This is a genomic window from Propylenella binzhouense (assembly GCF_009866965.1).
GTDB classification, from domain to species: Bacteria; Pseudomonadota; Alphaproteobacteria; order Rhizobiales; family Afifellaceae; genus Propylenella; species Propylenella binzhouense.
Window position 1 is genome coordinate 1 of sequence record NZ_SPKJ01000059.1, and the last position, 26,279, is coordinate 26,279.

General features: G+C 69.2%; 26 protein-coding genes and 1 pseudogene. 24 read left to right on the forward strand and 3 right to left on the reverse strand.

What is annotated here, in order from left to right; translation table 11 throughout:
• Both E4O86_RS15305 and E4O86_RS15310 read left to right on the forward strand, forming a co-directional pair.
• Positions 1-1,437, forward strand: a 1,437-nt coding sequence (locus E4O86_RS15305) for a DUF6504 family protein (protein WP_205520906.1), incomplete at its 5' end; no start/stop codon positions are given.
• Positions 1,437-4,703: an error-prone DNA polymerase gene (locus tag E4O86_RS15310; RefSeq protein ID WP_161141427.1), complete on the forward strand. Its 3,267-nt coding sequence runs from the start codon at positions 1,437-1,439 to the stop codon at positions 4,701-4,703. The genes E4O86_RS15305 and E4O86_RS15310, both read left to right, overlap by 1 nt.
• A gap of 80 nt (positions 4,704-4,783) precedes the next feature.
• Here the strand turns inward: E4O86_RS15310 and E4O86_RS15315 are convergent, their stop codons facing one another.
• Positions 4,784-6,214 (reverse strand): ApeA N-terminal domain 1-containing protein, encoded by a 1,431-nt coding sequence (locus tag E4O86_RS15315; protein WP_161141428.1) that lies wholly within the window; start codon positions 6,212-6,214, stop codon positions 4,784-4,786.
• Positions 6,215-7,014: 800 nt separating this feature from the next.
• On the opposite strand from E4O86_RS15315, the gene E4O86_RS15320 reads away from it, so the two are divergent.
• Entirely contained in the window at positions 7,015-7,338 is a 324-nt protein-coding gene (locus E4O86_RS15320) for a DUF736 domain-containing protein (RefSeq protein ID WP_161141429.1), read from the forward strand.
• A gap of 74 nt (positions 7,339-7,412) precedes the next feature.
• On the opposite strand, the gene E4O86_RS15325 is transcribed toward E4O86_RS15320, so the two are convergent.
• The gene (locus E4O86_RS15325; protein WP_343039176.1) at positions 7,413-8,246 is read right to left on the reverse strand and encodes a class I SAM-dependent methyltransferase; all 834 of its coding nucleotides are present in this window, start codon (positions 8,244-8,246) and stop codon (positions 7,413-7,415) included.
• Positions 8,247-8,309: 63 nt separating this feature from the next.
• Positions 8,310-8,567, reverse strand: a complete 258-nt coding sequence (locus E4O86_RS15330; protein WP_161141430.1) for a helix-turn-helix domain-containing protein — start codon at positions 8,565-8,567, stop codon at positions 8,310-8,312.
• Positions 8,568-8,804: 237 nt separating this feature from the next.
• On the opposite strand from E4O86_RS15330, the gene E4O86_RS15335 reads away from it, so the two are divergent.
• From E4O86_RS15335 to trbL, 21 genes and pseudogenes are all read left to right on the forward strand, one after another.
• Positions 8,805-9,089 carry a hypothetical protein gene (locus E4O86_RS15335; protein WP_161141431.1) on the forward strand — a complete coding sequence of 95 codons (285 nt, stop codon included), beginning with the start codon at positions 8,805-8,807 and terminating at the stop codon, positions 9,087-9,089.
• A 185-nt stretch (positions 9,090-9,274) separates the two neighbouring features.
• On the forward strand, positions 9,275-9,553 hold the full coding sequence (locus E4O86_RS15340; protein ID WP_161141432.1) for a transcriptional regulator domain-containing protein: 279 nt from the start codon (positions 9,275-9,277) through the stop codon (positions 9,551-9,553).
• 94 nt (positions 9,554-9,647) lie between these two features.
• Positions 9,648-10,148: a DNA -binding domain-containing protein gene (locus tag E4O86_RS15345; RefSeq protein WP_161141433.1), complete on the forward strand. Its 501-nt coding sequence runs from the start codon at positions 9,648-9,650 to the stop codon at positions 10,146-10,148.
• 105 nt (positions 10,149-10,253) lie between these two features.
• Positions 10,254-10,541, forward strand: a complete 288-nt coding sequence (locus E4O86_RS15350; protein ID WP_161141434.1) for a helix-turn-helix transcriptional regulator — start codon at positions 10,254-10,256, stop codon at positions 10,539-10,541.
• 15 nt (positions 10,542-10,556) lie between these two features.
• Positions 10,557-11,630, forward strand: a complete 1,074-nt coding sequence (locus E4O86_RS15355) for a replication initiator protein A (protein WP_161141435.1) — start codon at positions 10,557-10,559, stop codon at positions 11,628-11,630.
• Positions 11,627-12,265, forward strand: coding sequence for a ParA family partition ATPase (parA, locus tag E4O86_RS15360; RefSeq protein WP_161141436.1), 639 nt, complete (start codon positions 11,627-11,629; stop codon positions 12,263-12,265). Before E4O86_RS15355 ends, parA begins: the two co-directional genes overlap by 4 nt.
• Complete coding sequence (locus tag E4O86_RS15365) at positions 12,262-12,507, forward strand: hypothetical protein (RefSeq protein WP_161141437.1); 246 nt, start codon at positions 12,262-12,264, stop codon at positions 12,505-12,507. The genes parA and E4O86_RS15365 overlap by 4 nt, the downstream gene beginning before the upstream one ends.
• Complete coding sequence (locus E4O86_RS15370; RefSeq protein WP_161141438.1) at positions 12,504-12,968, forward strand: DUF2840 domain-containing protein; 465 nt, start codon at positions 12,504-12,506, stop codon at positions 12,966-12,968. Before E4O86_RS15365 ends, E4O86_RS15370 begins: the two co-directional genes overlap by 4 nt.
• A complete protein-coding gene (locus E4O86_RS15375) occupies positions 12,965-13,483 on the forward strand; it encodes a S26 family signal peptidase (RefSeq protein ID WP_161141439.1) in 519 nt (172 codons plus the stop codon). The genes E4O86_RS15370 and E4O86_RS15375 overlap by 4 nt, the downstream gene beginning before the upstream one ends.
• 2 nt (positions 13,484-13,485) lie before the next feature.
• Positions 13,486-14,397 carry a lytic transglycosylase domain-containing protein gene (locus tag E4O86_RS15380; RefSeq protein WP_161141440.1) on the forward strand — a complete coding sequence of 304 codons (912 nt, stop codon included), beginning with the start codon at positions 13,486-13,488 and terminating at the stop codon, positions 14,395-14,397.
• Between the two features lie 244 nt (positions 14,398-14,641).
• Positions 14,642-16,381: a relaxase/mobilization nuclease domain-containing protein gene (locus tag E4O86_RS15385; RefSeq protein WP_161141441.1), complete on the forward strand. Its 1,740-nt coding sequence runs from the start codon at positions 14,642-14,644 to the stop codon at positions 16,379-16,381.
• A 121-nt stretch (positions 16,382-16,502) separates the two neighbouring features.
• Entirely contained in the window at positions 16,503-18,518 is a 2,016-nt protein-coding gene (locus E4O86_RS15390) for an IncP-type conjugal transfer protein TraG (RefSeq protein ID WP_161141450.1), read from the forward strand.
• An 8-nt stretch (positions 18,519-18,526) separates the two neighbouring features.
• Positions 18,527-18,955 (forward strand): CopG family transcriptional regulator, encoded by a 429-nt coding sequence (locus E4O86_RS15395; protein ID WP_161141442.1) that lies wholly within the window; start codon positions 18,527-18,529, stop codon positions 18,953-18,955.
• A gap of 222 nt (positions 18,956-19,177) precedes the next feature.
• A pseudogene (locus tag E4O86_RS15400) lies at positions 19,178-20,123 on the forward strand (IS630 family transposase).
• A gap of 189 nt (positions 20,124-20,312) precedes the next feature.
• Complete coding sequence (trbB, locus tag E4O86_RS15405) at positions 20,313-21,233, forward strand: P-type conjugative transfer ATPase TrbB (RefSeq protein ID WP_205520907.1); 921 nt, start codon at positions 20,313-20,315, stop codon at positions 21,231-21,233.
• Complete coding sequence (locus E4O86_RS15410; protein ID WP_161141444.1) at positions 21,230-21,550, forward strand: TrbC/VirB2 family type IV secretion system protein; 321 nt, start codon at positions 21,230-21,232, stop codon at positions 21,548-21,550. Before trbB ends, E4O86_RS15410 begins: the two co-directional genes overlap by 4 nt.
• Complete coding sequence (locus tag E4O86_RS15415) at positions 21,550-21,822, forward strand: VirB3 family type IV secretion system protein (RefSeq protein ID WP_205520908.1); 273 nt, start codon at positions 21,550-21,552, stop codon at positions 21,820-21,822. The genes E4O86_RS15410 and E4O86_RS15415 overlap by 1 nt, the downstream gene beginning before the upstream one ends.
• Positions 21,823-21,825: 3 nt before the next feature.
• Positions 21,826-24,264: a conjugal transfer protein TrbE gene (gene trbE, locus E4O86_RS15420; RefSeq protein ID WP_161141445.1), complete on the forward strand. Its 2,439-nt coding sequence runs from the start codon at positions 21,826-21,828 to the stop codon at positions 24,262-24,264.
• Entirely contained in the window at positions 24,261-25,028 is a 768-nt protein-coding gene (gene trbJ, locus E4O86_RS15425) for a P-type conjugative transfer protein TrbJ (RefSeq protein ID WP_161141446.1), read from the forward strand. The genes trbE and trbJ overlap by 4 nt, the downstream gene beginning before the upstream one ends.
• A gap of 9 nt (positions 25,029-25,037) precedes the next feature.
• Complete coding sequence (gene trbK-alt, locus E4O86_RS15430; RefSeq protein WP_161141447.1) at positions 25,038-25,385, forward strand: putative entry exclusion protein TrbK-alt; 348 nt, start codon at positions 25,038-25,040, stop codon at positions 25,383-25,385.
• 3 nt (positions 25,386-25,388) lie between these two features.
• A partial coding sequence (gene trbL / locus E4O86_RS15435; RefSeq protein ID WP_161141448.1) for a P-type conjugative transfer protein TrbL occupies positions 25,389-26,279 on the forward strand: 891 nt, incomplete at its 3' end.

Sequence of the window (26,279 nt, forward strand, 5' to 3'; positions counted from 1 at the left end):
CCGCCCGGTAGGCCCTTTGTCACCGCCGCGCGGGACGGCGCGCGCCGCGTGGTCGCGGGCGCCTGCGCCGCCGCGCGTTCCGCCGGGCTTCGTCCGGGCATGTCGATCGCCCACGCCAACGCGCTCGTTGCCGGGCTGGCGGTCACCGACGCCAATCCGGACGCAGACGAAGCCGGCTTGCGCCAGCTCGCCATGTGGGCCGCCCGGCGCTGGTCGCCGATCGCCGCGCCCGATCCGCCGGACGGCATCCTCATCGACGCGACCGGCTGCGCCCATCTCTTCGGGGGCGAGGAGGCCATGCTGGCGCGCATCGCCAGCAAACTGGAGCGGGCCGGGGTCACCGTGCGCGCCGCCATCGCCGACACGCTGGGCGCGGCGCACGCCGTCGCGCGCTTTGGCGGCGAGCCCGTCAGCGTGGTCGCGCCGGGCCGGACGGCCGAGACGCTGGCGCGTCTGCCCGTCGCCGCGCTGCGGCTGGAGCCGGAGGTGGCCGGCGACCTCCATCGCTTCGGCTTCAAACGGTTAGGCCAGCTCTACGGCGAGCCGCGCGCACCGCTCAACTTGCGCTTCGGAGCCGAGCTCGGCCGCCGCCTCGATCAGGCGCTCGGGCGCGCCTTCGAGGCGATCACCCCGCTGTTCCCGGAAGAGGCCCCGCGCCGCCGGCGCGCCTTTGCCGAACCGATCGGCAGCGCCGAGGCGCTCGCCGGGGCGGCCGAGCGGCTCGCGGCCGACCTGTGCACCGACCTCGAACGGCGCGGCTGCGGCGCGCGCTCGCTCGACCTCCTGTTCGAGCGCGTCGATCGCGTGACGCTCGCGCTGCGGGTCGGGACGGCGCGGCCCTCGCGCGACCCGCGCCACCTCGCGCGGCTCTTCACCGACCGGCTGGCGGAGGTGGACCCCGGCTTCGGCGTCGAGGCCATGGTGCTGGTCGCCTCGCTGACCGAGCCGCTCGGGGCGCGCCAGTCCGCTCTGGCCGATCTGGGCGAGGACGCCGGCATGAGCGGCGACCTCGCCGAGCTGGTCGACCGGCTCGCCAATCTGCCGCAAGTGGCGCGGGTCTATGGCGCGGCTCCCGTCGAAAGCGACGTCCCCGAGCGGACGGTGCGCCGTATCGATCCGCTGAGCGTCGCGGCCGACGTCGCCTGGCCGGCCCTGCCGCGCCCGTTCTGGCTGTTCGCGCCCCAGCCGGTGCAGACGGTGGCGCTCCTGCCGGACGATCCGCCGGCCCGCTTCGTCTGGCGCGGCCGCGCCTACCGCGTCCGGCGCGCCGACGGCCCGGAGCGCATCCACCTCGAATGGTGGCGGCAGGCCTCCGAGATCCGCGGCACCCGCGACTACTACCGCATCGAGGACGAGGAGGGCGGCCGCTTCTGGCTCTTCCGCGACGGGCGCAGCAACGCCGGCGTGCGCTGGTTCATCCACGGGGTGTTCGGCTGATGGCCTACGCCGAACTTCAGGTGACGACACACTACAGCTTCCTGCGCGGGGCCTCGAGTCCCGAGGAGCTGTTCGCCACGGCCGGCTTGCTCGGGCTGCCGGCGCTCGGCGTCGCCGACCGCAACAGCCTCGCCGGGATCGTCCGCTGCCACGAGGCGGCCAAGACCACCGGCGTTCGGCTCGTCGTCGGCTGCCGCCTCGACCTCGCCTGCGGCATGTCGCTGCTCGTCTATCCCACCGATCGCGCGGCCTACGGCCGCCTTTGCCGGCTGCTGACGCTGGGCAAGGGCAGGGCCGGGAAGGGCAAGTGCCGGCTGGAGTGGGCGGATGTGGCGGAGCACGGGGCGGGGCTGCTTGCCGTGCTCCTGGCCGGCGAGCCCGGCGACGAGCTGGCCGCGAACCTCTCCCGGCTGCGGGCGGAGTTCGGAGACCGGGCGTATCTGGCGCTCACGCCGCGGTTCCGGCCCGACGAGGCGCTGCGGCTCCATGCGCTCGCCGGCCTCGCGGCGCGAGCGCGCGTGCCGACGATCGCCACGAACGACGTGCTGTTCCACGCCGAGGAGCGGCGAATCCTGCAGGACGTCGTCACCGCCGTGCGCGAGAAATGCACCGTCGACGCTCTCGGCTACAGGCGCGAGCGCCACGCCGACCGCTTCCTGAAAGCCCCGGCCGAGATGGCGCGGCTGTTCAAGAACCATCCCGGAGACGTCGCGCGAACGCTGGAGATCGTGGACCGCTGCCGCTTCTCGCTGGACGAGATCAAGTACCAATACCCCACCGAGGCGCTGATCCCGGGCCTCACGCCTCAGCAGGCGCTCGAGAAGCTGACCTGGGAAGGCGCGGCGGAGCGCTACCCCGACGGCGTGCCCAAGAAGGTCGAGAAGCAGATCCGCCACGAGCTCGCGCTGATCGAGGAGCTGGCTTACGCACCGTACTTTCTCACCGTCCGCTCGATTGTCGCCTTCGCGCGCGGCGAGGACATCCTTTGCCAAGGCAGGGGATCGGCCGCCAACTCGGCGGTGTGCTTCTGCCTGGCCATCACCTCGATCGATCCCGCCCGCAACAACGTCCTCTTCGAGCGCTTCGTCAGCCGCAATCGGGCCGAGCCGCCCGACATCGACGTCGATTTCGATTCGGACCGGCGCGAGGAGGTGATCCAGTGGATCTACGAGTGCTACGGCCGCGACCGCGCCGCGCTCACCTCCACCGTCGTCCGTTACCGCTCGCGCGGCGCCATGGCCGACGTCGGCAAGGCGCTCGGCTTCCCGCGCGACGTCATCCTCCAGCTCACGCGGCTCGTGTGGTCCTGGTCGAGCGAGGGCGTGACCGAGAAGCATGCCCGCGACGTCAATCTCAACCTCGACGACTATCGGGTGAAGCTGGCGCTGCGGCTTCACCGCCATCTCATGGGCGTGCCGCGGCACCTGAGCCAGCACCCCGGCGGCTTCGTCCTCACCGAGGACCGGCTGGACGAGATCGTGCCGATCGAGCCGGCGCGCATGGAAAAGCGCGCGGTGATCGAATGGGACAAGGACGACATCGACGCCTTGAAGATGATGAAGGTCGACGTCCTGGGGCTCGGGATGCTCGGCTGCATGCACCGCTTCTTCGAGCTGCTGCGCAGCCAGAAGGGCCTCGACTACGACCTTGCCACCGTGCCGGCCGAGGACGCCGACGTCTACGACATGATCTGCAGGGCCGACACGATCGGCGTGTTTCAGATCGAATCGAGAGCCCAGCAGGCCATGCTCCCCAAGCTGCGGCCCCGCGAGTGGTACGACATAGTTATCTCGATCGCGCTGATCAGGCCCGGGCCGATCGTCGGGCAGATGGTGCATCCGTTCATCCGGCGCCGCCTCGGGATCGAGACCTACACCTTCCTCACGCCGGAACTCGAGGAGGTGCTCGGCCGGACGCACGGCGTGCCCCTGTTTCAGGAGCACGCGATGGCCTTGTCGATCCGCTGCGCCGGCTTCTCACCGTCCAAAGCGGATGCGCTGCGACGGAGCATGGCGACTTTCAAGGTGACCGGCGGCGTCCATCATTTCGAGGCTGACTTCGTCGACGGCATGATCGCGAACGGCTATCCGCGCGACTTCGCCGAGCAGATGTTCAGCATGATCAAAGGCTTCGGCTCCTACGGCTTTCCCGAGTCCCACAGCGCGTCGTTCGCGATCATCGCCTACGCTTCGTGCTGGGCGAAGCACCATCACCCCGACGCCTTCCTCGCCAGCATCATCAACGCCCAGCCGATGGGCTTCTACTCGGTCGACGACCTCGTCGACGACGCCCGCCGGCACGGCGTCGAGGTCCGCCCGGTCGATGCCAATTATTCGCGCTGGGACTGCACGCTGGAGCCGTGCCCGACCAGCACCGGCGGCTTCGCCGTCCGGCTGGGGATGCGGCTCGTGAAGGGCCTGCGCGACGCCGACGCCGCGCGCATCGTCGCCGCGCGCGGGCCGGCGCTGTTCGCGAGCGTCGAAGAGGTGTGGCTGCGCTCCGGCGTCTCAGCCGGCGCCATGAAGCGGCTGGCCGACGCGGACGCCTTCCAGTCGTTCGATCTCGATCGTCGGCAGACCGCCTGGGCCGCGAAGGGCCTGAACGGCGAGCCGCTGCCGCTGTTCGCGGCCGCCGACCTGCGCGACGGGCTGACCCGCCCGGAGATCGAGGAAGCGGCAGTGACGCTGGTGCCGCTCACCGCCGGCGAAGAGGTGGTCGAGGACTACCGCAACCTCGGCCTCACCCTGCGCCAACACCCGGTCGCCTTTCTGCGTCCCGAGCTCGACGCCATGAACATCCTGCCCGCCGCCGAGCTGAAGCGCGCCCGCGACGGACGGCGCGTGACGGTCGCCGGCATCGTACGCTTCCGCCAGATGCCGGGCAGCGCCAAGGGGGTGGTGTTCGTGACGTTGAAGGACGAGACGGCCTATGCCCAGCTCATCGTCTGGCCGAAGCTCTTCGAGAAGGAGGAGCGCCTGGTGCGCTCGGCCGAGATGATCGGCTGCACCGGCCGCGTCCAGAAAGACGGCGAGGTCATCCACGTCATCGCCGAGAGGCTTTACGACCTGACCGATATGCTGAGGACGATCGGCACCGGCGACGACGCGCTGGCGGTTCCGCACAGCCGCGGCGACGAGATCCGGGGCGGCGGCGCCGGCCCGGACCCACGCGCGCCCAAGCTTCCGATGATGAAGCCGCGTGACGTCTGCATCCCCGATCCTACGACGCCGGCCGCCATCCAGGTGCGCTCGCGGGATTTCCGCTGACGGAAGTTCTGGCCGCGCCAGCTGCTCCGGTCCGGGTTGCCCCCATGCCGATCACTCAACCGGCCGGGTCGTATAAGCCTTCAGGTCGGCGTCTTTGGCCCGGCCGGAGCTCCCTTGTCGTCCATGAAGCGTCTGAACTTGTAGTGCAGGAACAAACCGTTTCGGGTCTGGTCGAGGGTCACACCCATTTCGTGAAGCAGGCACACGACCAGCAACATCGAGAAGCGGTCCGTCTCGCGAACCGTGGACGACGGGCTTAGGATCTTGTCCTTCAGGCCCTCCGGGTAGTGGGTATAGTAGTTTCTCGTTTGCACCAGCGGCTCGATGCTCGAGGATTTGAAGCCGTACGGCTCCGGGCCGACCAACGAGACGAGGCGGTCGTAAAACAGCTTGAGGCGCTTACGCAGAGACGGCTCGTTGGCGTACTGGATTGCAGCCTTCATTTTCTGACGAAGATCGTGGGGCGTTCCCTGTGGTATGGCGCCCACCATGGCATCATAGACCTCTTTGAATTCTTCGGGAGATGTAAGGGTGCCGGGATTCACCTTCCGGTCGAAGGCTTCGAAGGCCTGCATGATGAGGAGGAAGCCTACTTCAGGTCTGGTGTGATGCCCGTAAAGGACCAGGAATACGAGGTCGATCACCTCCTGGAATTGCTCTCTTTTCTCGTGCCACGCAGAGAGAACGCCCGGGGCGGCAAGCTCGAACCTGCGGAACATGATCAGTGGATAAGAGGCGCGGCTGGGGGTAGCGGGTGCCTGTTCAACGAAAAAGGCGACCACGACCTCTGTGGTTGTGATGCCGTCCGCAATCGAGACCTGACCGCCGAGCAGCTTCACCGATCTCAGCGGCAAAGGGGACCCGAAGCAGAGCGCGGCGAAATCGCGCAAGCTTCTCCCTTCGTCGAAGAACCACCGCAGGTCCCTAGGGGCGTCTGGTTCGATATACAAAGTCGTAAAGGCGTTCAGCTCGACATTATATCCATCGGCTCTGCTCGAATACTCGGCTTCGAGATGAACTTTGTAGCCGCCGCGCTCGCATTCAAGCGCGCCCTGCCGGCCCGCGCTCACGGCTATGCCGAGCCCGCGCCCTCTATCGCCTTCGGGGACACGCTTCGTTTTAACGTATTCCGTCTTTAGCCAGTGATCGAGCTTGTCGAAACGGATGCCCGATCTCTGGAAGGTCAGCGTTGGTTCCGGGTGGAAGTTTCCGACCAAAGCCACCTCACAGAAGAAGTGCTGGATCTCGAAAAGACCTTGTTGCAATTGCGTTCGCTGAAGAGTGCAGTTCAGAAGCGTCAGTTTCTCGTTATTCGATGACACGCCACGCAAGAGCTCGATGATGCTGACCTCGATCTCAAGTGGCCGTAACCGGCCAAGCAATTCGAGACTGCTTCCCGTCTCAGGATGGTATCGGAGCGTCCCTGCGACCACGCTTGAAGCGTCGTCATCAAGCCAGAAATAACCGTTGCATTCAAAGGCAGTGGTAAGGTCGGGTCTGCCGTCAGTCACTTGTTATTCCTCGCCTTAGTCGATCATCTTACTTGCTAACCGCCTCTGTGGTGCGCAGTTTTGCTAGGGGTCGAAAGAGGCTGGAGGTCGTGTCCGGTTCACTGCAACAGCCACCCGGAAGCAGACCGACGGCCTGCGGCAGTATTGCCATCGCTGGCCCGAATCCAACGACCCGCGCGTGAGCGCCCCGCCCGAGAGGGCCGGGCATTCCGGCCAGGTCCGGGCGCGCTGGCCTGGTATGGCAGGAGTTGACAACGTAGCGCTTCGCCTCGACCTCCCGATTAGCATAGATGAGGCGGGGTGGGCTGGGGACTGCTTGGCCAGGGAAGAACGCAGGCCCGTGCAGCGCTCGCCCCAGGTCCGGCGACTCGGCAGCCACTCTCGGAGCCCCGTTCGGAGGCCTTCCGTCCTGTCCGGAAGTCCAGGGGATGCACCCGCCGGTCTGCACGCCGGAGCCGCCGATCGCACTACGAAAGCGTGCAGCCTCTTGAGCACGGCAGCCGACGCCCGCCACGTCTTCCCGGGCATGCGCTGTTCAGGTGCCGCGACCCACGCCGCCTCTTCAATGGCCTGGTCTGGCCGAGGGCCGGCTTCGCCTCGGTCGCCTGAGCCGCAACGGCGGCCGAGCGACTTTCTTCCCCTGGGCTCACGCCCATTCCTCGCGAGGCAAGAAAGCCGCCCGGCCGCCGTCCTCCGCTGCGCTGCGGGCCCAAGGGCTGCGTCGTCGACCGCCCCCGGCCGCACGACCGCCATTGAGGCCGCGATGGGCGCGGGCTCGAGACAGCGAAAGGAAGACTGACATGGCGACCATCGGCACCTTCAAGAAGTCCGGCAACGAGTTCACCGGCGAGATCGTCACCCTCTCCGTCCAGGCCAAGAACGTCCGCATCGTCCCCGAGCCGAACCGGACCAACGAGAGCGCCCCCTCCCACCGGGTTTTTGTCGGCCGCGCCGAGATCGGGGCCGCCTGGGAGAAGCGCTCGAACGAGGGCCGCGACTATCTCGGCCTCAAGCTCGACGACCCGAGCTTCACCGCCCCCATCTACGCCAACCTCTTCGAGGACGAGGACGGCAAGAGCCACAGCCTCATCTGGTCTCGCCCGAACGGCCGCCGCGGCGACTGAGCCGGAGGCCAGGACGCCCCGCCCGACACCTCGGGCGGGGCGCTCGCGTGCTTGACAGTCGCCTGCAGAGAGAGTCAGCGGTGGCCAACGCCCACATGGGCGTCTGACTCGATCCGCACCTCGCCTGCGCTCGTGCGGGCGAGGCGCTCGCGGATCGCCTCGCGCACCTGCCGACGCTCGCCTTCGCCGAGCGCGGCATAGAGCGGGAACTGCCGGTAGAGCCGGTCGGCGTTGTCCGCCACCCAGTCGGCGGAGGGCGCGGTCCACGCGCCAGTGACGGTCGTGACCGTCACTTCCCGCAGGCCCGCCTCGCGCATGTCTTCCACCAGCGCATCGGCGTGCATAAGCCGCCTCATCCCGGGCGCCGGGAATGACGGCGCATCGCGGTCCGGAAACGCCGACCGGAACGCGTCCACCAGCACGAGCGCCGGACCCGCGCCTTCCTTACGGGTCCAGACGGCCACAGCCGCTCGCCCGCCGGGCCGCAGCACCCGCGCGAGCTCGGCAAGTCCCTTGCGGTGGTCAGGAAACAGCATGACGCCGAAAACCGAGAATGCCGCGTCGAAGCCGCCGTCCGGCAATTCGAGCGCCTGACCGTCCATCACGCGCGCCTCGCACCCCGCCCGATCCATGCCTTCGGATTCGAGCCTCTGGCGCAGCCGCGCCACCATGCCGGGCGAGAAGTCGGTCGCCAGCACGCGGGCCCCGGCGCGGGCTGCCGCAAGCGTCAGCGCGCCAGTGCCGGCCGCCACGTCGAGCACGCGCTCGCCGGGACGCACGCCGCCAGCCAGTTCCAGCGCCTTCTCGGCGTATTGCCGCGTGAACGGCTCGGCCAGCGCCTCATAGTCTGCGGCAGTCGCGTCCCAAGTATCTGAATCGTGGATGATGGCAGCCGCCGAGTCGCTCACGCCTGATCTCCGGATGTTACAATGTAACACCGTAGCGCCGCATGCGGAGCAGCCGCAACCTCGCTATTTGGTCCGAGGACCGTTCGCCTTCGCAGCTTCCCGGATCGCTTCCTCGTCCGGCGTGATCAGCGCGACCGGCGTCGTATCGAGGCGCTGCGCCAGCTCGAACAGGGTGATGACAGTCGGGTTCTCGAACCCTCGCTCCAGATCGCTCACATACTTCTGAGAGAATCCGGCGCCCTCGGCGAGCTGCTCCTGGGTGAGCCCCTTCGCTTGCCTTGCCTTCCTGACGTTCCGCCCGACCAACCGCCGCATGTCCATGCGGTCAGCCTTGGCCAGCGGCGCCGATTGAGTTTATTACCTATAGTTCATAAGGTCTGTCCCGCACTCGCCGCCGATTGCTCCTTGCGTGGCAGTGCCGTCAGGAAGATCAGGTTGAATGCCGAGAGTTGTTTTGGTGAATCTTTCCTCACCGGCGTATGCGGGCCGCTGCCGGCCCTCGTGAAAGATCTGTCTCCAGTGAATGAGCGGCCGAGGCTGGCTCGGGAGGGAGGGACGATGCGGATCAAGGCCGAATTGGAACCCGACGTTCAAGACGAAGCGCCGACCGTTTCTGCGCTGACCGACTACGATCGGCTGCACGTCGTCACCTACATGCGCCTGCTCGACTCGCTGGAAGACCCGACCGCGACATGGGAGGAGGCGTGCCGGCTCGTGCTCCGCATCGATCCCGCACGAGAGCCGGCTCGCGCGCGCCGCGCCTACGACACGCACATGAGGCGCGCCAGGTGGATGACAGAGAGCGGCTACGCCGACCTGCTGCGAGAGGCTCGACTCCACTGAGAGCCGGAGTTGGGCTTCGCCGGCATGGCGGTTCTCCGTAAAGCCGCCGATCCGGCACTGCGGTTTTGCGCATCCCCGGATTAACCATTGGCCGTATGGTCAAGCCCGGTCTGGTAGAATCTTCCCATTCCTTCAACCTCTTGGGATGGCTGCGCTTATAGCGCGCACACGAATGGGAGATGCCAATGAGAGCCCAAGAGGCTTGGCGGCTTCCGGCCGCTTACCGCTACTCGCTCGACCTCGACGGCCAGGGCCTCGCCTGGGAGTTCCTGCGCCGCAATCCCAAGTTCCGCGACGAGGTTGGCGGTCCGCTCGCGGCTACGCCTGCTTCGCCGACCGAAGCGGCTCGCCGCTCCCCGCCCAAGTCCACGATCTCGTTCAGTCGGCTGCCCTGGTCGGCGCCGGGCGACCCGCTCGGGCGATGGGGGTTGACCTTTCGCCCCGAACCCTGCGCTCCGGGCTGACGAGGTCGGAGCGATCTTCTGGCGGCCCGACTGGCTCGTCGACGTCGTCTGCCTGATCCCGCCGCCGCCGCCTTGGGCCGACGCACCGCGCATCGTGTTCGATCCTTGGCGCTGGCCCGGCCGCAAGCATCTGCTCATCGCCGAGGACGGCGTCCACATCGTCACGACAGGCGCGCCCGCCGGCTCCTTGCGCCTCTGGCTGCCCCGGCGCAGCTCCGTGCCGCCGCTCGGGACGGTGTTGGGCTTCTACGTCCATCCGGACGCATACGGGCAGGAGCGGACGGAAGCGGCGCTGCGGTTCTGGCGACTGGCCGCTGACCCGCCGGTGTCGCGTCGGCCGCCCCCACCGTTGCAGTGGCCGCGCCATGATCCGTTGCGCCTTGGCCTGATGCTCTGGGCGCTCGACCTCCAGCGAGCCGGCATGAGCCGGCGCGAGATCGCGCGCATCATGCTCGGTGTCGCGCCCGGCGCCGACTGGGCCGAGAGCGACGCGCGGAGCTGGGTGCGCCGGCTGCTGCGCGACGCCGAGAAGCTGATTGCTGGCGGCTACCGCGACCTGCTCCGCCCGATGAAGCGGCGGCAGGGTCGCTCCTAGGCACCCCTAACTTCGACCCTGAGCAGGGACCTGCAGGTCCGCAACCGTGCGCCTCGATGCGACGCGCCAGCCGCGCGCCGCCTTCGAGCACACGGAGGTTCGCTCATGCCCGACCCGCTCGCCGGCCTACCGCCGCGCTACCTGCGCACGCCCGAGGCGGCGCGCTTCCTCGGCCTCTCCGGCCGCACGCTGGAGAAGCATCGCACCTACGGCACCGGCCCGACCTACCGCAAGATCGGCGGCCGCGTCGTCTACGCCGTGACCGACCTCCAAGTCTGGGCCGACCAGGGCGCCAAGTCCTCCACCTCCGACCCCGGCGTCGGCGAGGTGCGTCCCGCCAAGAGGCACGCCGCCCTGTCGCCGGCATATGCCGGCCACGCCCTCCGCCGCTGATCCGCTGCCGCTCCGATGCCGCGCAGCCGCTTCCAGGCAAGCGAGCGGGCGACCCTCGACCCCTTCGAGGCGCTCGCCGGCGACGTGCCGCCGCGCGACCAGCGCGACCTCATGGAGCGACCCTTCTTCTCCCTCGCCAAGGCCAAGCGCGTGAAGCCCATCCTCTACAAAGCGGCCGGGACGGAGGTCCAGGTCTATGCCGTCCTCGAGCACGGGCTGGCGACGATCTGGGACGCCGACGTGCTCATCTGGGCGGCCAGCCACATCGTCGAGGCGCTCGACCGGGGACTGCCTACCTCCCGCTTCTTCCGGTTCACGCCCTACCAGCTCCTGACCGCCATCGGCCGCGCCACCGGCAACCGCGAATACCAGCTCCTGAAGGGCGCGCTGACGCGCCTTCAGTCGACGGTGGTCCGCACGACTATCCGCCACGGCGAGCATTGGCGCCGCCAGCAATTCTCCTGGATCAACGAATGGGAGGAGCTGACGACCGCCTCAGGCCGGTGCGAGGGCATGGAGTTCGTGCTCCCCGACTGGTTCTACCAGGGCGTCCTCGACCGGCGGCTCGTCCTCACCATCGATCCGGCCTACTTCCGGCTCACCGGCGGCATCGAGCGCTGGCTCTATCGCGTGGCCAGAAAACACGCCGGCCGCCAGCCTGAGGGCTGGCGGTTCGACCTCAGGCATCTCCACGCCAAGAGCGCGAGCCAGGCGCGCTTCTCCGACTTCGCGCTGGATTTGCGCCGCATCGTCGCCCGCCAGCCGCTGCCCGGATACGCGCTCTCCCTGGAGCACGACGGCGACGGCCGCTCGCTCATTGCGATGCGTCCGATGCCGCTCACCGCGGCTGTGGATAAGCTGGGGACGAGCGAGGTCGCATATCGGGATTTCGGGCGCACGGATAACGGGACTTCGGGCGCATCCCTATCGGGACTTCGGGCGCACGCGCACCCGCCGGAATCCCAGCTTTCACTAGAGCTTCGCGCCGATCGGCGGGAGTCTAACTTCCCTAACTCAGAATCTAACTTTGTTGTTGGGGCCGACCACAACGGTGGAAAACGCCGCCCCAGCAGGGGACGCGCGTCATGATCGTCGCGCTCCTCAACCAGAAGGGCGGCGTCGGTAAGACCACGCTTGCGCTGCATCTCGCCGGCGCTTGGGCCGACAAGGGAAAGCGGGTGCTCGTCGTCGACGCCGACCCGCAAGGCTCGGCGCTCGACTGGTCCGAGCAGCGCTCCCGCGAGGGCCTGCCGCGGCCCTTCGGCGTGCTCGGCCTCGCCCGCGAGACGCTGCACCGCGAGCTGCCGGAGATCGCCGCCGGCTACGACCGCATCGTCATTGACGGGCCCCCGCGCGTCGCCGGCATCGCGCGCTCGGCGCTGCTCGCCGCCGACCTGATCCTCGTGCCGGTGCAGCCGTCGCCGTTCGACGGCTGGGCCTCGGCCGAGATGCTTCGGTTGCTAGACGAGGCTCGGGTGTTCCGCCCCGAACTGCGCGCTCGCATGCTGCTCAACCGCTGCGCTGCGCGCACGGTGATCGCCCGCGAGACGGCCGAGGCGCTGGCCGACCATGACCCGCCGGTGCTTGGCAATCGTGTCGGCCAGCGCATCGCGTTTGCCGACACCGCGCGTACCGGACGGCTCGTCCACGAGGTGCCGGCCGGGCTGATCGCGGCGCAGGAGATCGCCGCCGTGGCGGCCGAAGTCGACGGGCTTGCGCCGTGAGCCGTCGCGACGCCAAGCGCTCCTTCGCTTCCCGGCCGACCTCGCCGGAGGCGTGGGTCCGCGCGCCGGGCAAGCCGGCCACCGCGGTCGAAGCCTACACCGCGCGGCTGACGATCGACGTCACGCCGGCGTTGCGCGGCCGCATCAAAGTGACCGCGTTTCGGCGCGGCCAGACCGTCGCCGACATGCTGCGCGCGCTGCTCGAGCGCGAGTTTCCCGACGACACCGGCAGCGTGCGATGAGCGGCCTTACGCACGTCGAGCTCCTCTGGATCGAGGGGAAGATCGAGCGCTGGATCCGCTTCGGAAGGATCGCGCACGAACAGATCCTGGACCGCCGTCGGCGCGTCGTCGCCTTCGCGCCGGGCAGCGTCTTCGCCTTCGTCCGCTGGGCGTCCAACGACTACGGCACGCTCGTCTCCCGGGTCGATGTCCTGCGCGCCTGCGTCCTCGGCGAGCCATGCTCGACCGTCCCTGGCGTGACGCCCGGCGGCGAGGTCCTGCTGCGCATCTCAGGCTGGCCGAAGGTGCAGTCCGTGCTCGCCGCGATCGACGCCGTCGAGGCGCTCGGGCTCCCGCCCGAGGACGCCTGCCCGGACCATTGGCGGCACGTCCACAACCGCATCAGCGCCGGCCACGAGCCGCGCCCTTACGCGCGCGATCGGCATCGCGCCTGGGTCTTGAGACGGGAGATGACGGCATGAGCGAGTTCCCCCGAAAGACACTCATGGTGACCGTCGCGGCGGCCGGGCTCACCACGCTCGGCGCGTGGTTCGACCCGCCCCCTAAGCTCGTCTGGAACGCCAGCGCCAGCGTGCCGATCGGGCTCTATGCGGTGCAGCCGATCGAGCGGCTAGAGGTCACGCAGCTCGTCGTCGTGAGGCCACCGGAGCCGCTTGCCGCGTTCCTGTCGGATGGTGGCTATCTCGGCTACGGCGCGCCGCTTCTGAAGCGGATCGCCGCGCTTCCTGGACAGACGGTCTGCCGCGAAGGCGCCGAGGTGAAAGTCCAAGGCGTGACGTGGGCCGTCGCTCGCGAGCGCGACCGGATCGGCCGCATGCTGCCCACCTGGAGCGGCTGCCGGCGGCTCCGTGACGGCGAGGTTTTCCTCCTCAACTGGGACGAGCCGGACTCGCTCGACGGGCGCTACTTCGGGCCGCTGCCCGCTTCCTCCCTTGCCGGCCGGGCCGTCCCGCTGTGGACGGACGAGGAGCGCTGAGGATGCGCTCGCTGCTGCTCTCGCCGCTGTTCGCGGCCGTCGCCTCCGCCGGGCTCATCTTGTCGGTGGGCCTGGCCCCATCGCGCGCCGAGCCGGTCGATCCCGTGGCCTACTTGCCGCTGTCGCCGAGCGCCTCGCCCGGCGGACCTGCCGTCGATCTGCCTCCGCCGGTCGGCCCCGTACCGGCCGATCCTTACGCCATCTATGTCGCGGAAGCCTCGCTGCGCTTCGGCGTGCCGGAGAGCTGGATCCGGGCCGTCATGCGCGTCGAAAGCGCCGGTGACCCTGCCGCCACCTCGCCCAAGGGCGCGATGGGCCTGATGCAGGTCATGCCGCAGACCTGGGCGGAGCTGAGCGCCCGCCACGGCTTCGGGCCGAACGCCTACGATCCGCGCGAGAGCATCCTGGCGGGCGCGGCTTATCTGCGCGAGATGCACGACCGCTACGGCACGGTCGAAGGCATGCTGGCGGCCTACAATGCTGGCCCCGGGCGCTACGATGACCATCTGGCGACCGGGCGTCCGCTGCCTTGGGAGACGCAGAACTACGTCGCGATGATCACCCCTGCGATCGGCGGCACGACGCTTCCGCTGTCCGGCGGCCGTCGCATCGCGCGCGTGTTCGACCCGCTCGCCGCGCCGCTTTTCGTCGTCCGTGCTGCCGATTGGCAAGTGCCGCCGGTGCAGGCCGGCGCCGTTCCGGCTGCCGCGCTCACGCCGGACGAGGCGCGCTTGATCGCAGCGCAGACCGCCACATCCGGGACGTCCGGCGCGCGATCGGAGCGCAAACCAGCCGCCAATCCATCCGCCATCACCGCGCAGCCGGAGCGCACGACCAACGCCAGCGAACTGCAGCCAGCATCCGCATCCGGAGGCCTGTTCGTGCCGCGGTCTGAGCCGGAACCCCGTCGATGAGCCCGCTCAGCACGCATCGCACTCTGTCGCAGTCCAGCGCACGTTGGGCATGGAGGCAGGCTGGGAGGGAGACCCCGACCGACCGATGGCAAGATAAAGGCCGCGAGGTGCGCGGCGGTCGGCCGGGGGTCGGGAGCAGGCAAAACAACGACTTGGCGCGATGTGCGCCACAAGCCCGCAGCCTGCGCAAACCACAGAACCCCTGCAAATCCTCGCTTTTTCGCACCTCGCGCGGGATCGTCCCATGAGCCGCGATGACGACCTGCGCATCCGGCCGGGGCGCATCCGCTCGACAAGGGCGCCGCGGACCAAGCCGTTCATCACGCAGGCGCTGGCGGCGGCCGAGAAGGCGGGCGGCGTCCGGCGGCGGGCCTCCGGCTTGAGCTCGGGCCGCAGCGCCTTCGGGCGCGGCCGTTCGGCGAGCCTGCGCGCCGGAACGGCCCTGGGCCGCCACGCCCGGCAAGTGACGGTGAAGGCTCGGGTGGTGCGGCATGGGCCGAAGGGCGTGCCGCTCGCCGCCCATCTCAACTACCTGCGGCGCGACGGCGTCACCCGCGACGGCGCGCCGGGCCAGATGTTCGACGCCGAGGGCGACGATGCCGACCACAAGGCATTCGCGAAGCGGTGTGAAGACGACCGCCACCATTTCCGTTTCATCGTCTCGCCAGAGGACGCAAGCGAGCTCGCGGATCTGCGGGCCTACACCCGCGATCTGATGGCGACGGCCGAGCGCGACCTCGGCACCCGCCTCGACTGGATCGCGGTCGACCACTGGAACACCGAGCACCCGCACGTCCATGTGCTCGTGCGCGGCCGAGGTGATGATGGCCAGAACCTCGTCATCTCGCGCGACTATATCGGCCAGGGCCTGCGCGCCCGCGCGTCCGAGCGGGCGACCCTCGAGCTGGGGTCGCGCACCGAGCAGGAGATCCGACGCGGCCAGGAGCGCGAGGTCGAGGCCGAGCGCTGGACCGAACTCGACCGCCAGATCGCCCGCGAAGCAGTGAACGGCGTTGTCGATCTACGGCCGCGGTTCGGGGAACGGCCCGGCGAGACGCACACGCTCAAGGTCGGGCGGATGCGCAAGCTGGAGGGGCTCGGCATCGCTGAACCCCTCGGCCCGGCGCAATGGCGGCTGCCCGACACGGCCGAGGCGAGCTTGCGTGATCTGCAACTCCGTGGCGACATCATCAAGCGCCTGCATCGGGCAATGAGCGACCAGGGCCTCGAGCGCAGTCCGGCGGCCTTCGTGCTCGATGGAGCTGCGGGCGGAACGTCGGTGCTCGGACGGCTGTCAGCGCGCGGGCTCGACGACGAGCTCGCCGGCTCGGCCTTCGTCGTGATCGACGGCGTGGACGGGCGCGCGCATCACGTCCGTCTACCTGACCTAGAGGCCGCCAGCGACGCGCCGATCGGCGCCGTGGTCGAGGCGCGTTGGACCGAAGAGGCCGAGGGCAAGCGCCCCCGGCTCATCGTGTCGGTGCGATCCGACCTCTCACTGGAAGCTCAGGTCACGGCCGACGGCGTCACTTGGCTCGACCGTCAGCTCGTCGGCCGCGCGCCGGCGGCGCGGGCCGACAGCGGCTTCGGCCGGGACGTGGAGGAGGCGCTGCAACGGCGGGTCGATCACCTCGCGGCGGAGAGCCTGGCGCGGCGGCAGGGCCGTCAGGTGGTGTTCGCGCGGGATCTGCTCGCGACGCTCAAACGCCGGGAGCTCGACGGGGCGGCGGCGCGGATCGCAGCCGAGACCGGCCTGGCCCATCAGCCCGCGGGCGAGGGCGAGCATGTTGCGGGCGTGGTGCGCCGGCGCGTGGTGCTGGCGTCCGGCCGCTTCGCGATGCTCGATGATGGTATGGGCTTCCAGCTCGTGCCGTGGAGCGATCCGCTGGAGAAACGACTCGGCCAGCAGGTGTCGGGCGTCGCGCTGCCGGGCGGCGGCGTCGACTGGAGCTTCGGCCGCAAACGCGGGCTCGGGATCGGATGAGGCCGGGGCGGTATCTGCGCGACTTCCTAGCCGATCCTGCGACGACCGTCGGAGCAGGCTTGCCGACCAGGCAGCGCCTCGCATCAGTCAAGCAAACTCTTGCGAGGGAGTGCCGGTAACCGTGTACGCCACCAAGATCCTCTGGGGCCAGGTCATCGTCGTCAGCCTGATCGCGCTCGCTTTCGTGTGGGCCGCGACGCAGTGGACGGCCTGGCGCCTCGGCTTCCAGCCGCAGCTCGGGCCGCCATGGTTCGAGCTTGGCGGCTGGCCGGTTTACCATCCGCCGTCGTTCTTCCTGTGGTGGTACTGGTACGACGCCTATGCGCCCAAGATCTTCGTCGAGGGCGCGATCATCGCCGGGTCGGGCGGCTTCGTCACGATCGCTGTGGCGATCGCCATGTCGGTGTGGCGGGCGCGCGAGGCGAAGGATGTCACCACCTACGGCTCGGCGCGCTGGGCGACAGAGCGCGAGATCCGGGCGGCGGGCTTGCTCGGTCCCGACGGCGCCGTGCTCGGGCGGCTCGGCCGCGACTATCTCCGCCACGATGGTCCCGAGCATGTTCTGTGCTTCGCCCCGACGCGCTCGGGCAAGGGCGTGGGCCTCGTCGTACCGACGCTGCTGACCTGGCCGGGCTCGGCGATCGTCCACGACATTAAGGGTGAGAACTGGACGCTCACGGCCGGCTGGCGGGCGCGGTTCGGCCGCGTGCTCCTGTTCGACCCGACCAATGCGGCGAGCGCCGCCTACAACCCATTGCTCGAGGTGCGCCGCGGAGATCACGAAGTCAGGGACGTCCAGAACATTGCTGACATCCTCGTGGACCCGGAGGGGAGCGTCGAGCGCCGGAACCACTGGGAGAAGACGAGCCACGCGCTCCTCGTCGGCGCCATCCTGCACGTGCTCTACGCCGAAGAGGACAAGACGCTCGCCGGGGTCGCCACCTTCCTCTCCGACCCCAAGCGGCCGATCGAGACGACGCTCAAGATCATGATGGCGACGCCGCACCTTGGGCAGACCCCGCACCCGGTGGTGGCGAGCGCGGCGCGCGAGCTCCTCAACAAGTCCGACAACGAGCGCTCCGGTGTGCTCAGCACCGCAATGTCGTTCCTGGGCCTGTACCGGGACCCGGTGGTCGCGCAAGTGACGCGCCGCTGCGACTGGCGCATCGCGGATCTCGTTGATGAGAGCCGGCCGGTCACGCTCTACCTGGTGGTGCCGCCGTCAGACATCAGCCGCACCAAGCCGCTGGTCAGGCTCGTGCTGAACCAGATCGGCCGCAGGCTGACCGAGGACCTGCAGGCCAAAGGCCGGCGGCACCGCTTGTTGCTGATGCTTGACGAATTCCCCGCTTTGGGAAGGCTCGACTTCTTCGAGAGCGCCCTGGCGTTCATGGCGGGCTATGGCCTCCAGAGCTTCTTGATAGCCCAGTCGCTGAACCAGATCGAGAAGGCTTACGGGCCGAACAACGCGATCCTCGACAACTGCCATGTCCGGGTCGCGTTCAGCACCAACGACGAGCGCACCGCCAAGCGCGTGTCGGATGCGCTCGGCACCGCGACAGAGATGCGGGCGATGAAGAACTATGCCGGCCACCGGCTCTCGCCATGGCTCGGCCACCTCATGGTCTCGCGCCAGGAGACCTCGCGCCCGCTGCTCACGCCCGGCGAGGTCATGCAGCTGCCTGCGAGTGACGAGCTGGTGCTCGTCTCCGGCTGCCCGCCGATCCGGGCGAAGAAGGCGCGTTACTTCGAGGACGCGAGGTTGCAACGCCGGATCCTGCGCCCGCCGGCACCGACCGAGTTGGTCCAGGAGACAGCTCCGCGGCCGGACGACTGGAGCGCCGTGGCTCCGATCGCGCCGCCGGCCCAAGGGACCGCAAGCAGCGGCGCCAGCGAGGACGAGGACGAGGACGAGGGCGAGGAGGCCAATGCCGGCCTGCGGCGGGAGCCGAACCTACCCGAGCAGGTGGCGCTTGCGCCCGAGGACAGTGAGGCACGGCGCGAGTTCGCGTTCGACGGAGACGCAAGCGAGGACGAGCCGGACGACGAGGCGCTCCGCGCCCGCATCCTGCAGCGCCGCTTCCGGGCCGTGGCCCGGCAGGCGGCGCTCGATCCCGGCGACGGCATCGAGCTGTAGGCGAACGTATGCGCAAGCACCGCCTGTCCGTCTATCTGGAGCCCGAGATCATGCAGGCGCTTGCCGCCTATGCCGAGCGCCGCAACCGTTCGCTCTCGCTCGTCGCGGAGGCGGCGGTCGCCTCGTTCGTGACGCCGGACGAGGCCGAACGGCAGGAGGCCGCCATCGCCGCACGCCTCGATCGGCTTTCGCGCGCGGTGGAACGGCTCGAGCGTGACCAGACCATCACGATCGAGACGCTGGCGCTGTTCGTCCGGCATTGGCTGACGGTGATGCCGAGCTTGCCCGAGCCGCACCAGGAAGCGGCACGCGCCAAGGGCGGCGAGCGCTACGACGCTTTCCTCGAGGCGCTGGGGCGTCGGTTGGCGAAGGGATCGTCGTTCCGCCGCGAAGTCTCTACGGAGGTCGGAGGCGCCCCGACGCCTTCCTCTGGATGAGCTCATCCCGGTCTATGGATCAGGAGGACGATCGTTCGATTTCAACGGTCTTCCTGGAGCGCGCCGAAGAATTCCTCAGCAGTGCTACGATTGCGGCCGAGCGTTCTGCTGCGGCCATGACCGAGCCCGTGCTCCACCTAGAGCACGTTCTCTGATTTCCGATTCGGGTTGGATTCCTTGTCTGCGCGGAACGTGAGATGAATTGCCTTTTGGGAGGCAATGATGGCGCGGCCCTACAGTCAGGATTTGCGGGACCGGGTTCTGAGGGCGACGGCTGAAGGCTCGTCGGCGCGGGGCGCGGCGGCGCGCTTTGGGATTGGCGTCAAGACAGCCATCGAGTGGGTTCGCCGGGCGCGCGAGACCGGCGAGACGACGGCGCGCCGGCAAGGCCAGCCGAAGGGCTCCAAGCTGGACGAGCACGAAGCCTTTCTCCTGGGCCTTGTGGACGAGCAGGATGACATCACGCTGCTTGAGATGCAGGCGCGGCTGCGCCAGGAGCGAAGCGTCGCGGCCGGCACGACGACCATCTGGCGCTCCTTGGAGCGCGCGGTCTGACGGTAAAAAAAGACCGCCCACGCGGCCGAGCAGGATCGCCCCGATGTCTTGAAGCGGCGCGAGGACTGGTTTGAGGGCCAGCCCGACCTCGATCCTGAACGGCTGATCTTCATCGACGAGGACGGGTGCGGCGACCAACATTGCCCGGCGGCGCGGACGCGCTCCGAAGGGCCAGCGGCTGCGCTCCGGCATCCCACAGGGCCATTGGAAAACCACGACCTTGGTGGCGGGTCTGCGGCTCACCGGCATGATGGCCCCCATGGTGCTGGACGGTCCGATGAACCGGCCCGCTTTCCTGGCCTATGTGAGCCAGGTGCTCGTGCCCGAGTTGACGCCCGGCGATGTCGTGATCCTCGACAATCTTCCGGCCCACAAGGGTAGCCGCGTGCGCGAGGCGATCGAGGCGGCGGGCGTCAGCCTCCTCTGCCTCCCACCCTACAGCCCGGACTTCAACCCGATCGAGAATGCCTTCGCCAAGCTCAAGGCGCTGTTGCGCAAGGCCGCCGAGCGAACCCTCGACGGGCTCTGGCGCCAGATCGGCCGCCTGCTCGACGACTTCCCACCCGACGAACGCGCCAACTACTTCAAAGCCGCAGGATACGAGCCGGATTAACCGGCTTCGCACCGGCCCTGCCTTTCTACGCTACGGCACTACACCTTCATTCCTCTGTTGCTTGGGCAGAGTTCCGCGTCTTCTTAATCGTCCCCGTTTCGTGAGCCGCGATCCGAGCGGCCGCAAGTCACGGGGGCACAAGTGTCCGCACAAATTATCCGTGCTGAAGCCAGCGCACGCGGCGCTAGGATGCTGCGCACGGCGCTCGGGCCCTCGATCACCGCCTGGCTCGAGGAGCCTGCCGTCGTCGAGGTGATGCTCAACCCCGACGGCCGGCTCTGGGTCGATCGCCTCACCGCCGGCCTCGCCGACACCGGCGAGCGGCTCTCAGCCGCCGATGGCGAGCGCATCGTCCGGCTCGTCGCCCACCATGTCGGGGCCGAGGTGCATCCGGGATCCCCGCGCGTCTCGGCCGAGCTGCCCGAGACGGGGGAGCGCTTCGAGGGCCTGCTGCCGCCCGTCGTCCAGGCGCCCACCTTCGCCATCCGCAAGCCCGCCGTCGCGGTGTTCACCCTCGGTGACTACGTCGCCGCCCGCATCATGTCGACCGGGCAGGCCGAGGTGCTGCGCGCGGCGGTCGGCGCGCGCAAGAACATCCTGGTCGCAGGCGGCACTTCCACTGGCAAGACCACGCTCACCAATGCGCTCCTTGCCGAGGTTGCCAAGACGTCCGACCGCGTCGTGCTGATCGAGGACACGCGCGAGCTGCAGTGCGCCGCGCCGAACCTCGTCAGCCTGCGCACCAAGGACGGCGTCTGTTCGCTCGCCGACCTGGTGCGCTCATCGCTGCGCCTGCGCCCCGACCGCATCCCAGTCGGCGAGGTGCGCGGAAGTGAGGCCCTCGAGCTCCTGAAGGCCTGGGGCACCGGCCACCCCGGCGGAGTCGGCACCATTCACGCCGGCTCAGGCCTGGGCGCGCTCCGCCGCCTCGAGCAGCTCATCCAGGAAGCCGTCGTCACCGTCCCGCGCGCCCTCATCGCCGAGACCATCGACGTGATCGCCGTGCTGTCGGGCCGCGGCGCCGACCGCCGCCTCTCCGAACTCACGCTGGTCGAGGGGCTCACCTCGGCAGGCGACTACGACCTCATCCCCGCAGGAGATCTCGTATGACCTCTCGCCTTCGTCACCGCTTGCTCGGCGCCGGCTCGTTCCTGGCGGTTGCCGCGTTGTCCGCGCCGGCCTACGCGGCGGGCTCAAACATGCCCTGGGAGGCGCCGCTCCAGAGCATCCTGGAGTCGATCGAAGGTCCAGTCGCCAAGATCATCGCCGTGATCATCATCATCGTCACCGGCCTGACGCTCGCCTTCGGCGACACCTCGGGCGGCTTCCGGCGACTGGTCCAGATCGTCTTCGGCCTGTCGATCGCCTTCGCGGCGTCCTCCTTCTTCCTGAGCTTCTTCAGCTTCGGCGGCGGGGCGCTCGTCTGATGATGGACGGCGCCGATCCCGTACCGGGCTTCACGGCACCCGTCCACCGCGCGCTCACCGACCCGATCCTCCTGGCCGGCGCGCCGCGGGCCGTCGCGATCGCCAACGGAACGCTCGCGGCCGCGATCGGCCTCGGGCTCCGGCTGTGGGTCGCCGGCATCGTGATCTGGCTGATCGGGCACGTGGCGGCGGTGTGGGCGGCGAAGCGCGACGCACAGTTTGTGGACGTGGTGCGCCGGCACCTCCGTTACCCCTCGCATCTCGGGATCTGAGCGATGCTGAACCTCGCCGAGTACAGGAAGAGGCCGCAGGCGCTCCCCGACTTCCTGCCCTGGGCGGCACTGGTCGAAGATGGCGTCGTCCTCAACAAGGACGGCTCGTTCCAGCGCACCGCTCGGTTCCGCGGCCCGGACCTCGACTCCGCCACGGCCTCGGAGCTGGTCGGCGCCTCGGCCCGGCTCAACAACGCGCTGCGCCGTCTGGGCTCAGGCTGGGCGGTGTTCGTCGAGGCCCAGCGCCACCCGGCCGACAGCTACCCCGACAGCGGCTTTCCCGATCCGGTGTCGGCGCTGGTCGACGCGGAGCGCAAGGCACAGTTCGAAGAGGCCGGTGCGCACTTCGATTCGAGCTACTTTCTCACCTTCGTCTGGCTGCCGCCGGCCGAGGACGCGGCGCGCGCCGAGGGCTGGCTCTATGAAGGCCGCAACCAAGGCGCCGGTCTTGACTGGCGCGAGCACCTAGGGGGCTTCGTCGACCGCACCGACCGCGTGCTCGACTTGATCGAGGGCTTCGTGCCCGAGGCTGCCTGGCTCTCCGACGCCGAGACGCTGACCTACCTGCATTCATGCGTCTCGACCAAGCGCCAGCGCGTGCGCGTCCCCGAGACGCCGATGCACCTCGACGCGCTGCTCGCCGACGAGCCGCTCGCCGGCGGCCTCGAACCGCGCCTCGGCGAGCATCATCTGCGCACGGTCTCGGTGGTCGGCTTCCCGACAGCGACCTTCCCCGGGATTCTCGACGACCTGAACCGGCTCGCCTTTCCATATCGGTGGAACACCCGCGCCATCTGCCTCGACAAGACCGATGCGGTGAAGGTGTTGACCCGCATTCGCCGGCAGTGGTTCGCCAAGCGCAAGTCGATCGGCGCGATCCTCAAGGAGGTGATGACCAACGAGGCCTCGACGCTTCTCGACACTGACGCCGCCAACAAGGCGCTCGACGCCGACGAAGCGCTGCAGGAGCTGGGCTCGGACTTCGTCGGCGCGGTCTACGTCACTTCCACCGTCACCGTCTGGGACGAGGACGCGCGCACCGCCGACGAGAAGCTCCGGCTCGTCGAGAAGGTGATTCAGGGCCGCGACTTCACGGTGATCCGCGAGGGCGTCAACGCAATCGAAGCATGGCTCGGCTCGCTCCCTGGCCATCTCTACGCCAATGTCCGCCAGCCGCCGATCTCGACTCTGAACCTCGCCCACATGATCCCGCTCTCAGCGGTTTGGGCCGGCCCCGAACGGAATGAGCATCTGAACGGCCCGCCTCTGTTCTTCGCCAGGACGGAAGGCTCGGCCCCGTTCCGCTTCTCGCTCCATGTCGGTGACGTCGGCCACACGCTCGTCATCGGCCCGACCGGGGCCGGCAAGAGCGTTCTGCTCGCGCTCATGGCGCTGCAGTTCCGGCGCTACGAGGGCGCGCAGGTCTTCGCCTTCGACTTCGGGGGCAGCATCCGGGCCGCCGCGCTCGCCATGGGCGGCGACTGGCACGACCTTGGCGGGGCGCTCGCGGACGAGGCCGCGGCGCCGGTCGCTTTGCAGCCGCTCGCCGGGATCGAAGCATCGGACGAGCGCGGCTGGGCGGCGGGATGGGTCGCGGGCGTGCTCGGGCGGGAAGGGGTGAGCGTCACGTCGGAGGTCAAGGAGCATCTGTGGTCGGCGCTGGTGTCGCTGGCCTCGGCGCCCGTCGAGGAGCGCACGCTCACCGGTCTGTCCCTCCTCCTGCAGTCGAACGATCTGAAGCGCGCGCTCCAGCCCTATTGCGTCGGCGGCCCCTGGGGGCGGCTCCTCGACGCCGAGGCCCAGCGGCTCGGCGAAGCCGACGTGCAGGCGTTCGAAACCGAGGGGCTGATCGGCACCGGCGCCGCGCCCGCCGTGCTCGCCTACCTGTTCCACCGCGTCGAGGGCCGGCTCGACGGCAGGCCGACGCTCATCATGGTCGACGAGGGCTGGCTCGCGCTCGACGACCCGACCTTCGGCTCGCAGCTCCGGGAGTGGCTGAAGACGCTCAGGAAGAAGAACGCCGCCGTCGTCTTCGCGACCCAGTCGCTCTCGGATGTCGATCGCAGCGCCATCGCGCCGGCGATCGTCGAGAGCTGCCCGACGCGTGTGTTCCTGCCGAACGAGCGGGCGGTCGAGCCGCAGATCACGGCGATCTACGAGCGCTTCGGCCTCAACGCGCGCCAGGTTGAGATCATCGCACGGGCGGCGCCGAAGCGCGACTACTACTGCCAGTCCCGGCGCGGCAACCGCCTGTTCGAGCTGGGGCTGTCCGATGTCGCGCTTGCCTTCTGCGCCGCCTCCTCGAAGACCGATCAGACGGCCATCGCCCAGGTGCTCGCCGAAGCAGGCCGCGACGGCTTCGCCGCCGCCTGGCTCGCCCACAAGGGCCTCGCCTGGGCCGCCGACCTCCTCCCCAAGGTCAACAAGGAGAGTGCATCATGAAGACCAAGAAGACTCATGCCCTGCGCGCCGCGCTCGTCGCCGGCGTCACCTTCGCCCTGCCGTTCGCCAGCACGATGACGAGCGCGCCGCCCGCGCACGCGATCACCGTGTTCGACCCCTCGAACTACGCCCAGAACGTCATCCAGGCGGCGCGAGCGCTTCAGCAGATCAACAACCAGATCACCTCGCTGCAGAATGAAGCGCAGATGATCCTCAACCAGGCCCGCAACCTCGCGAGCCTGCCTTACTCCTCGCTGCAGCAGCTCCAGCAGTCGGTGCAGCGGACGCAGCAGCTCCTCGGGCAGGCGCAGCGCATCGCCTACGACGTCCAGAACATCGAGGAGCAGTTCCGGCAGAACTACGGCCGAGGCGGCTTCGGCTCGGCGACCGACCAGCAACTCGTCGAAGGCGCGCGTGAGCGCTGGCGAACCTCGGTCGCCGGCTTCGAGGACGCGCTGAAGACGCAGGCGACGGTGGTCGGCAACCTCGACACCGCGCGCGCCCAGCTCTCGGCGCTCGTTTCGGCAAGCCAGGGAGCGACCGGCGCCCTTCAGGCGACGCAGGCCGGAAACCAACTCGTCGCGCTCCAGACGCAGCAGCTCACTGATCTCACCGCGCTCGTGGCGGCGCAGGGGCGTTCGCAAGCGCTGGAGCAGGCACGGCAGGCAGCCAGCCAGGAGCAGGCGCGGGAGCAGCTCCGCCGCTTCCTCGCGCCCGGCGCCGGCTACCAGCCGACCGCCGTGCAGATGTTCCACGGCAACTGAGATCGGGCGATGCGTCTACGCCCCCAGACGCTCGTCCGCGTCGCCGCCGCAGCCCTCGTCCTCGCCGCCGGCGCGGTGGCGGCGATGCGGGTCGGCGGCGGCGGTCCGGCCGGGGAGAAGCAAGAGAAGGTGCGTGTGCATCTCCGGCCGGACGACTCTTTGGCCGCCGACCTCCTGCGCTGCGCCGAGCTCGGCCGCGCCGCCCAGGACGACTGGCTGTGCAAGCGAATCTGGGCCGAGAACCGCGAGCGCTTCCTTAAGCCCGCCAGCCCCGCGCCGGCCAAGGACCAGAGCCGCCTGACCACCGGCACCTCCAACCGAACCCGGCCTTCGGCCGACCAGCCGAAGGACAGGTAAATTATGGGCGGCACCGGCGTCGTCGACCGCTTCCTCGAGGTCTTCACCCGCTACATCGACTCAGGCTTCGGCCTGCTCGGCGGAGAGGTGGCGTTCCTCGCCACCACCTTGATCGTGATCGACGTGACGCTCGCCGCCCTGTTCTGGGCCTGGGGCGCCGACGACGACATCATCGCGCGCCTCGTCAAGAAGACGCTGTTCGTCGGCGTCTTCGCCTACATCGTCGGCAACTGGAACACGCTCGCCCGGATCATCTTCGAAAGCTTCGCGGGGCTCGGCCTCCAGGCCTCCGGCGGCTCCGTCAGCTCGGCCGAGCTTCTCCAGCCCGGCCGCGTCGCGCAGGTCGGCATCGACGCGGGACGCCCGATCCTGGAGTCGATCTCGGGGCTGATGGGCTACATCAGCTTCTTCGAGAATTTCATCCAGATCATCGTCCTGCTCTTCGCCTGGGGGATCGTCCTCCTCTCCTTCTTCATTCTGGCGATCCAGCTCTTCATCACGCTGATCGAGTTCAAGCTGACGACGCTCGCCGGGTTCGTGCTGATCCCCTTCGGCCTGTTCGGCAAGACGGCGTTCCTCGCGGAGCGCGTGCTCGGCAACGTCGTCGCCTCAGGCGTCAAGGTGCTGGTGCTCGCCGTCATCATTGGCATCGGCTCAACGCTCTTCGGCGAGTTCACCGCCGGCTTCGGCGGGGCGCAGCCCCATATCGAGGACGCGATGGCAGTCGTGCTCGCGGCCTTGTCGCTCCTCGGCCTCGGCATCTTCGGTCCGGGCATCGCGAACGGCCTTATCTCCGGCGGCCCCCAGCTCGGCGCCGGCGCCGCGGTCGGCACGGGCCTCGCGGTCGGCGGCGCTGTGGTCGGGGGCGCCGCAGCCGCCCGGCTTGGCGCTGGT

Bases quoted from the DNA above. Each gene is read 5' to 3' on its own strand.
- E4O86_RS15310 (WP_161141427.1), top strand. From the start codon at position 1,437: ATGGCCTACGCCGAACTTCAGGTGACGACACACTACAGCTTCCTGCGC.
- E4O86_RS15320 (WP_161141429.1), top strand. From the start codon at position 7,015: ATGGCGACCATCGGCACCTTCAAGAAGTCCGGCAACGAGTTCACCGGC.
- E4O86_RS15330 (WP_161141430.1), bottom strand. From the start codon at position 8,567: ATGGACATGCGGCGGTTGGTCGGGCGGAACGTCAGGAAGGCAAGGCAA.
- E4O86_RS15335 (WP_161141431.1), top strand. From the start codon at position 8,805: ATGCGGATCAAGGCCGAATTGGAACCCGACGTTCAAGACGAAGCGCCG.
- E4O86_RS15340 (WP_161141432.1), top strand. From the start codon at position 9,275: ATGAGAGCCCAAGAGGCTTGGCGGCTTCCGGCCGCTTACCGCTACTCG.
- E4O86_RS15350 (WP_161141434.1), top strand. From the start codon at position 10,254: ATGCCCGACCCGCTCGCCGGCCTACCGCCGCGCTACCTGCGCACGCCC.
- E4O86_RS15355 (WP_161141435.1), top strand. From the start codon at position 10,557: ATGCCGCGCAGCCGCTTCCAGGCAAGCGAGCGGGCGACCCTCGACCCC.
- parA (WP_161141436.1), top strand. From the start codon at position 11,627: ATGATCGTCGCGCTCCTCAACCAGAAGGGCGGCGTCGGTAAGACCACG.
- E4O86_RS15370 (WP_161141438.1), top strand. From the start codon at position 12,504: ATGAGCGGCCTTACGCACGTCGAGCTCCTCTGGATCGAGGGGAAGATC.
- E4O86_RS15375 (WP_161141439.1), top strand. From the start codon at position 12,965: ATGAGCGAGTTCCCCCGAAAGACACTCATGGTGACCGTCGCGGCGGCC.
- E4O86_RS15380 (WP_161141440.1), top strand. From the start codon at position 13,486: ATGCGCTCGCTGCTGCTCTCGCCGCTGTTCGCGGCCGTCGCCTCCGCC.
- E4O86_RS15385 (WP_161141441.1), top strand. From the start codon at position 14,642: ATGAGCCGCGATGACGACCTGCGCATCCGGCCGGGGCGCATCCGCTCG.
- E4O86_RS15395 (WP_161141442.1), top strand. From the start codon at position 18,527: ATGCGCAAGCACCGCCTGTCCGTCTATCTGGAGCCCGAGATCATGCAG.
- trbB (WP_205520907.1), top strand. From the start codon at position 20,313: ATGCTGCGCACGGCGCTCGGGCCCTCGATCACCGCCTGGCTCGAGGAG.
- E4O86_RS15410 (WP_161141444.1), top strand. From the start codon at position 21,230: ATGACCTCTCGCCTTCGTCACCGCTTGCTCGGCGCCGGCTCGTTCCTG.
- E4O86_RS15415 (WP_205520908.1), top strand. From the start codon at position 21,550: ATGATGGACGGCGCCGATCCCGTACCGGGCTTCACGGCACCCGTCCAC.
- trbE (WP_161141445.1), top strand. From the start codon at position 21,826: ATGCTGAACCTCGCCGAGTACAGGAAGAGGCCGCAGGCGCTCCCCGAC.
- trbJ (WP_161141446.1), top strand. From the start codon at position 24,261: ATGAAGACCAAGAAGACTCATGCCCTGCGCGCCGCGCTCGTCGCCGGC.
- trbK-alt (WP_161141447.1), top strand. From the start codon at position 25,038: ATGCGTCTACGCCCCCAGACGCTCGTCCGCGTCGCCGCCGCAGCCCTC.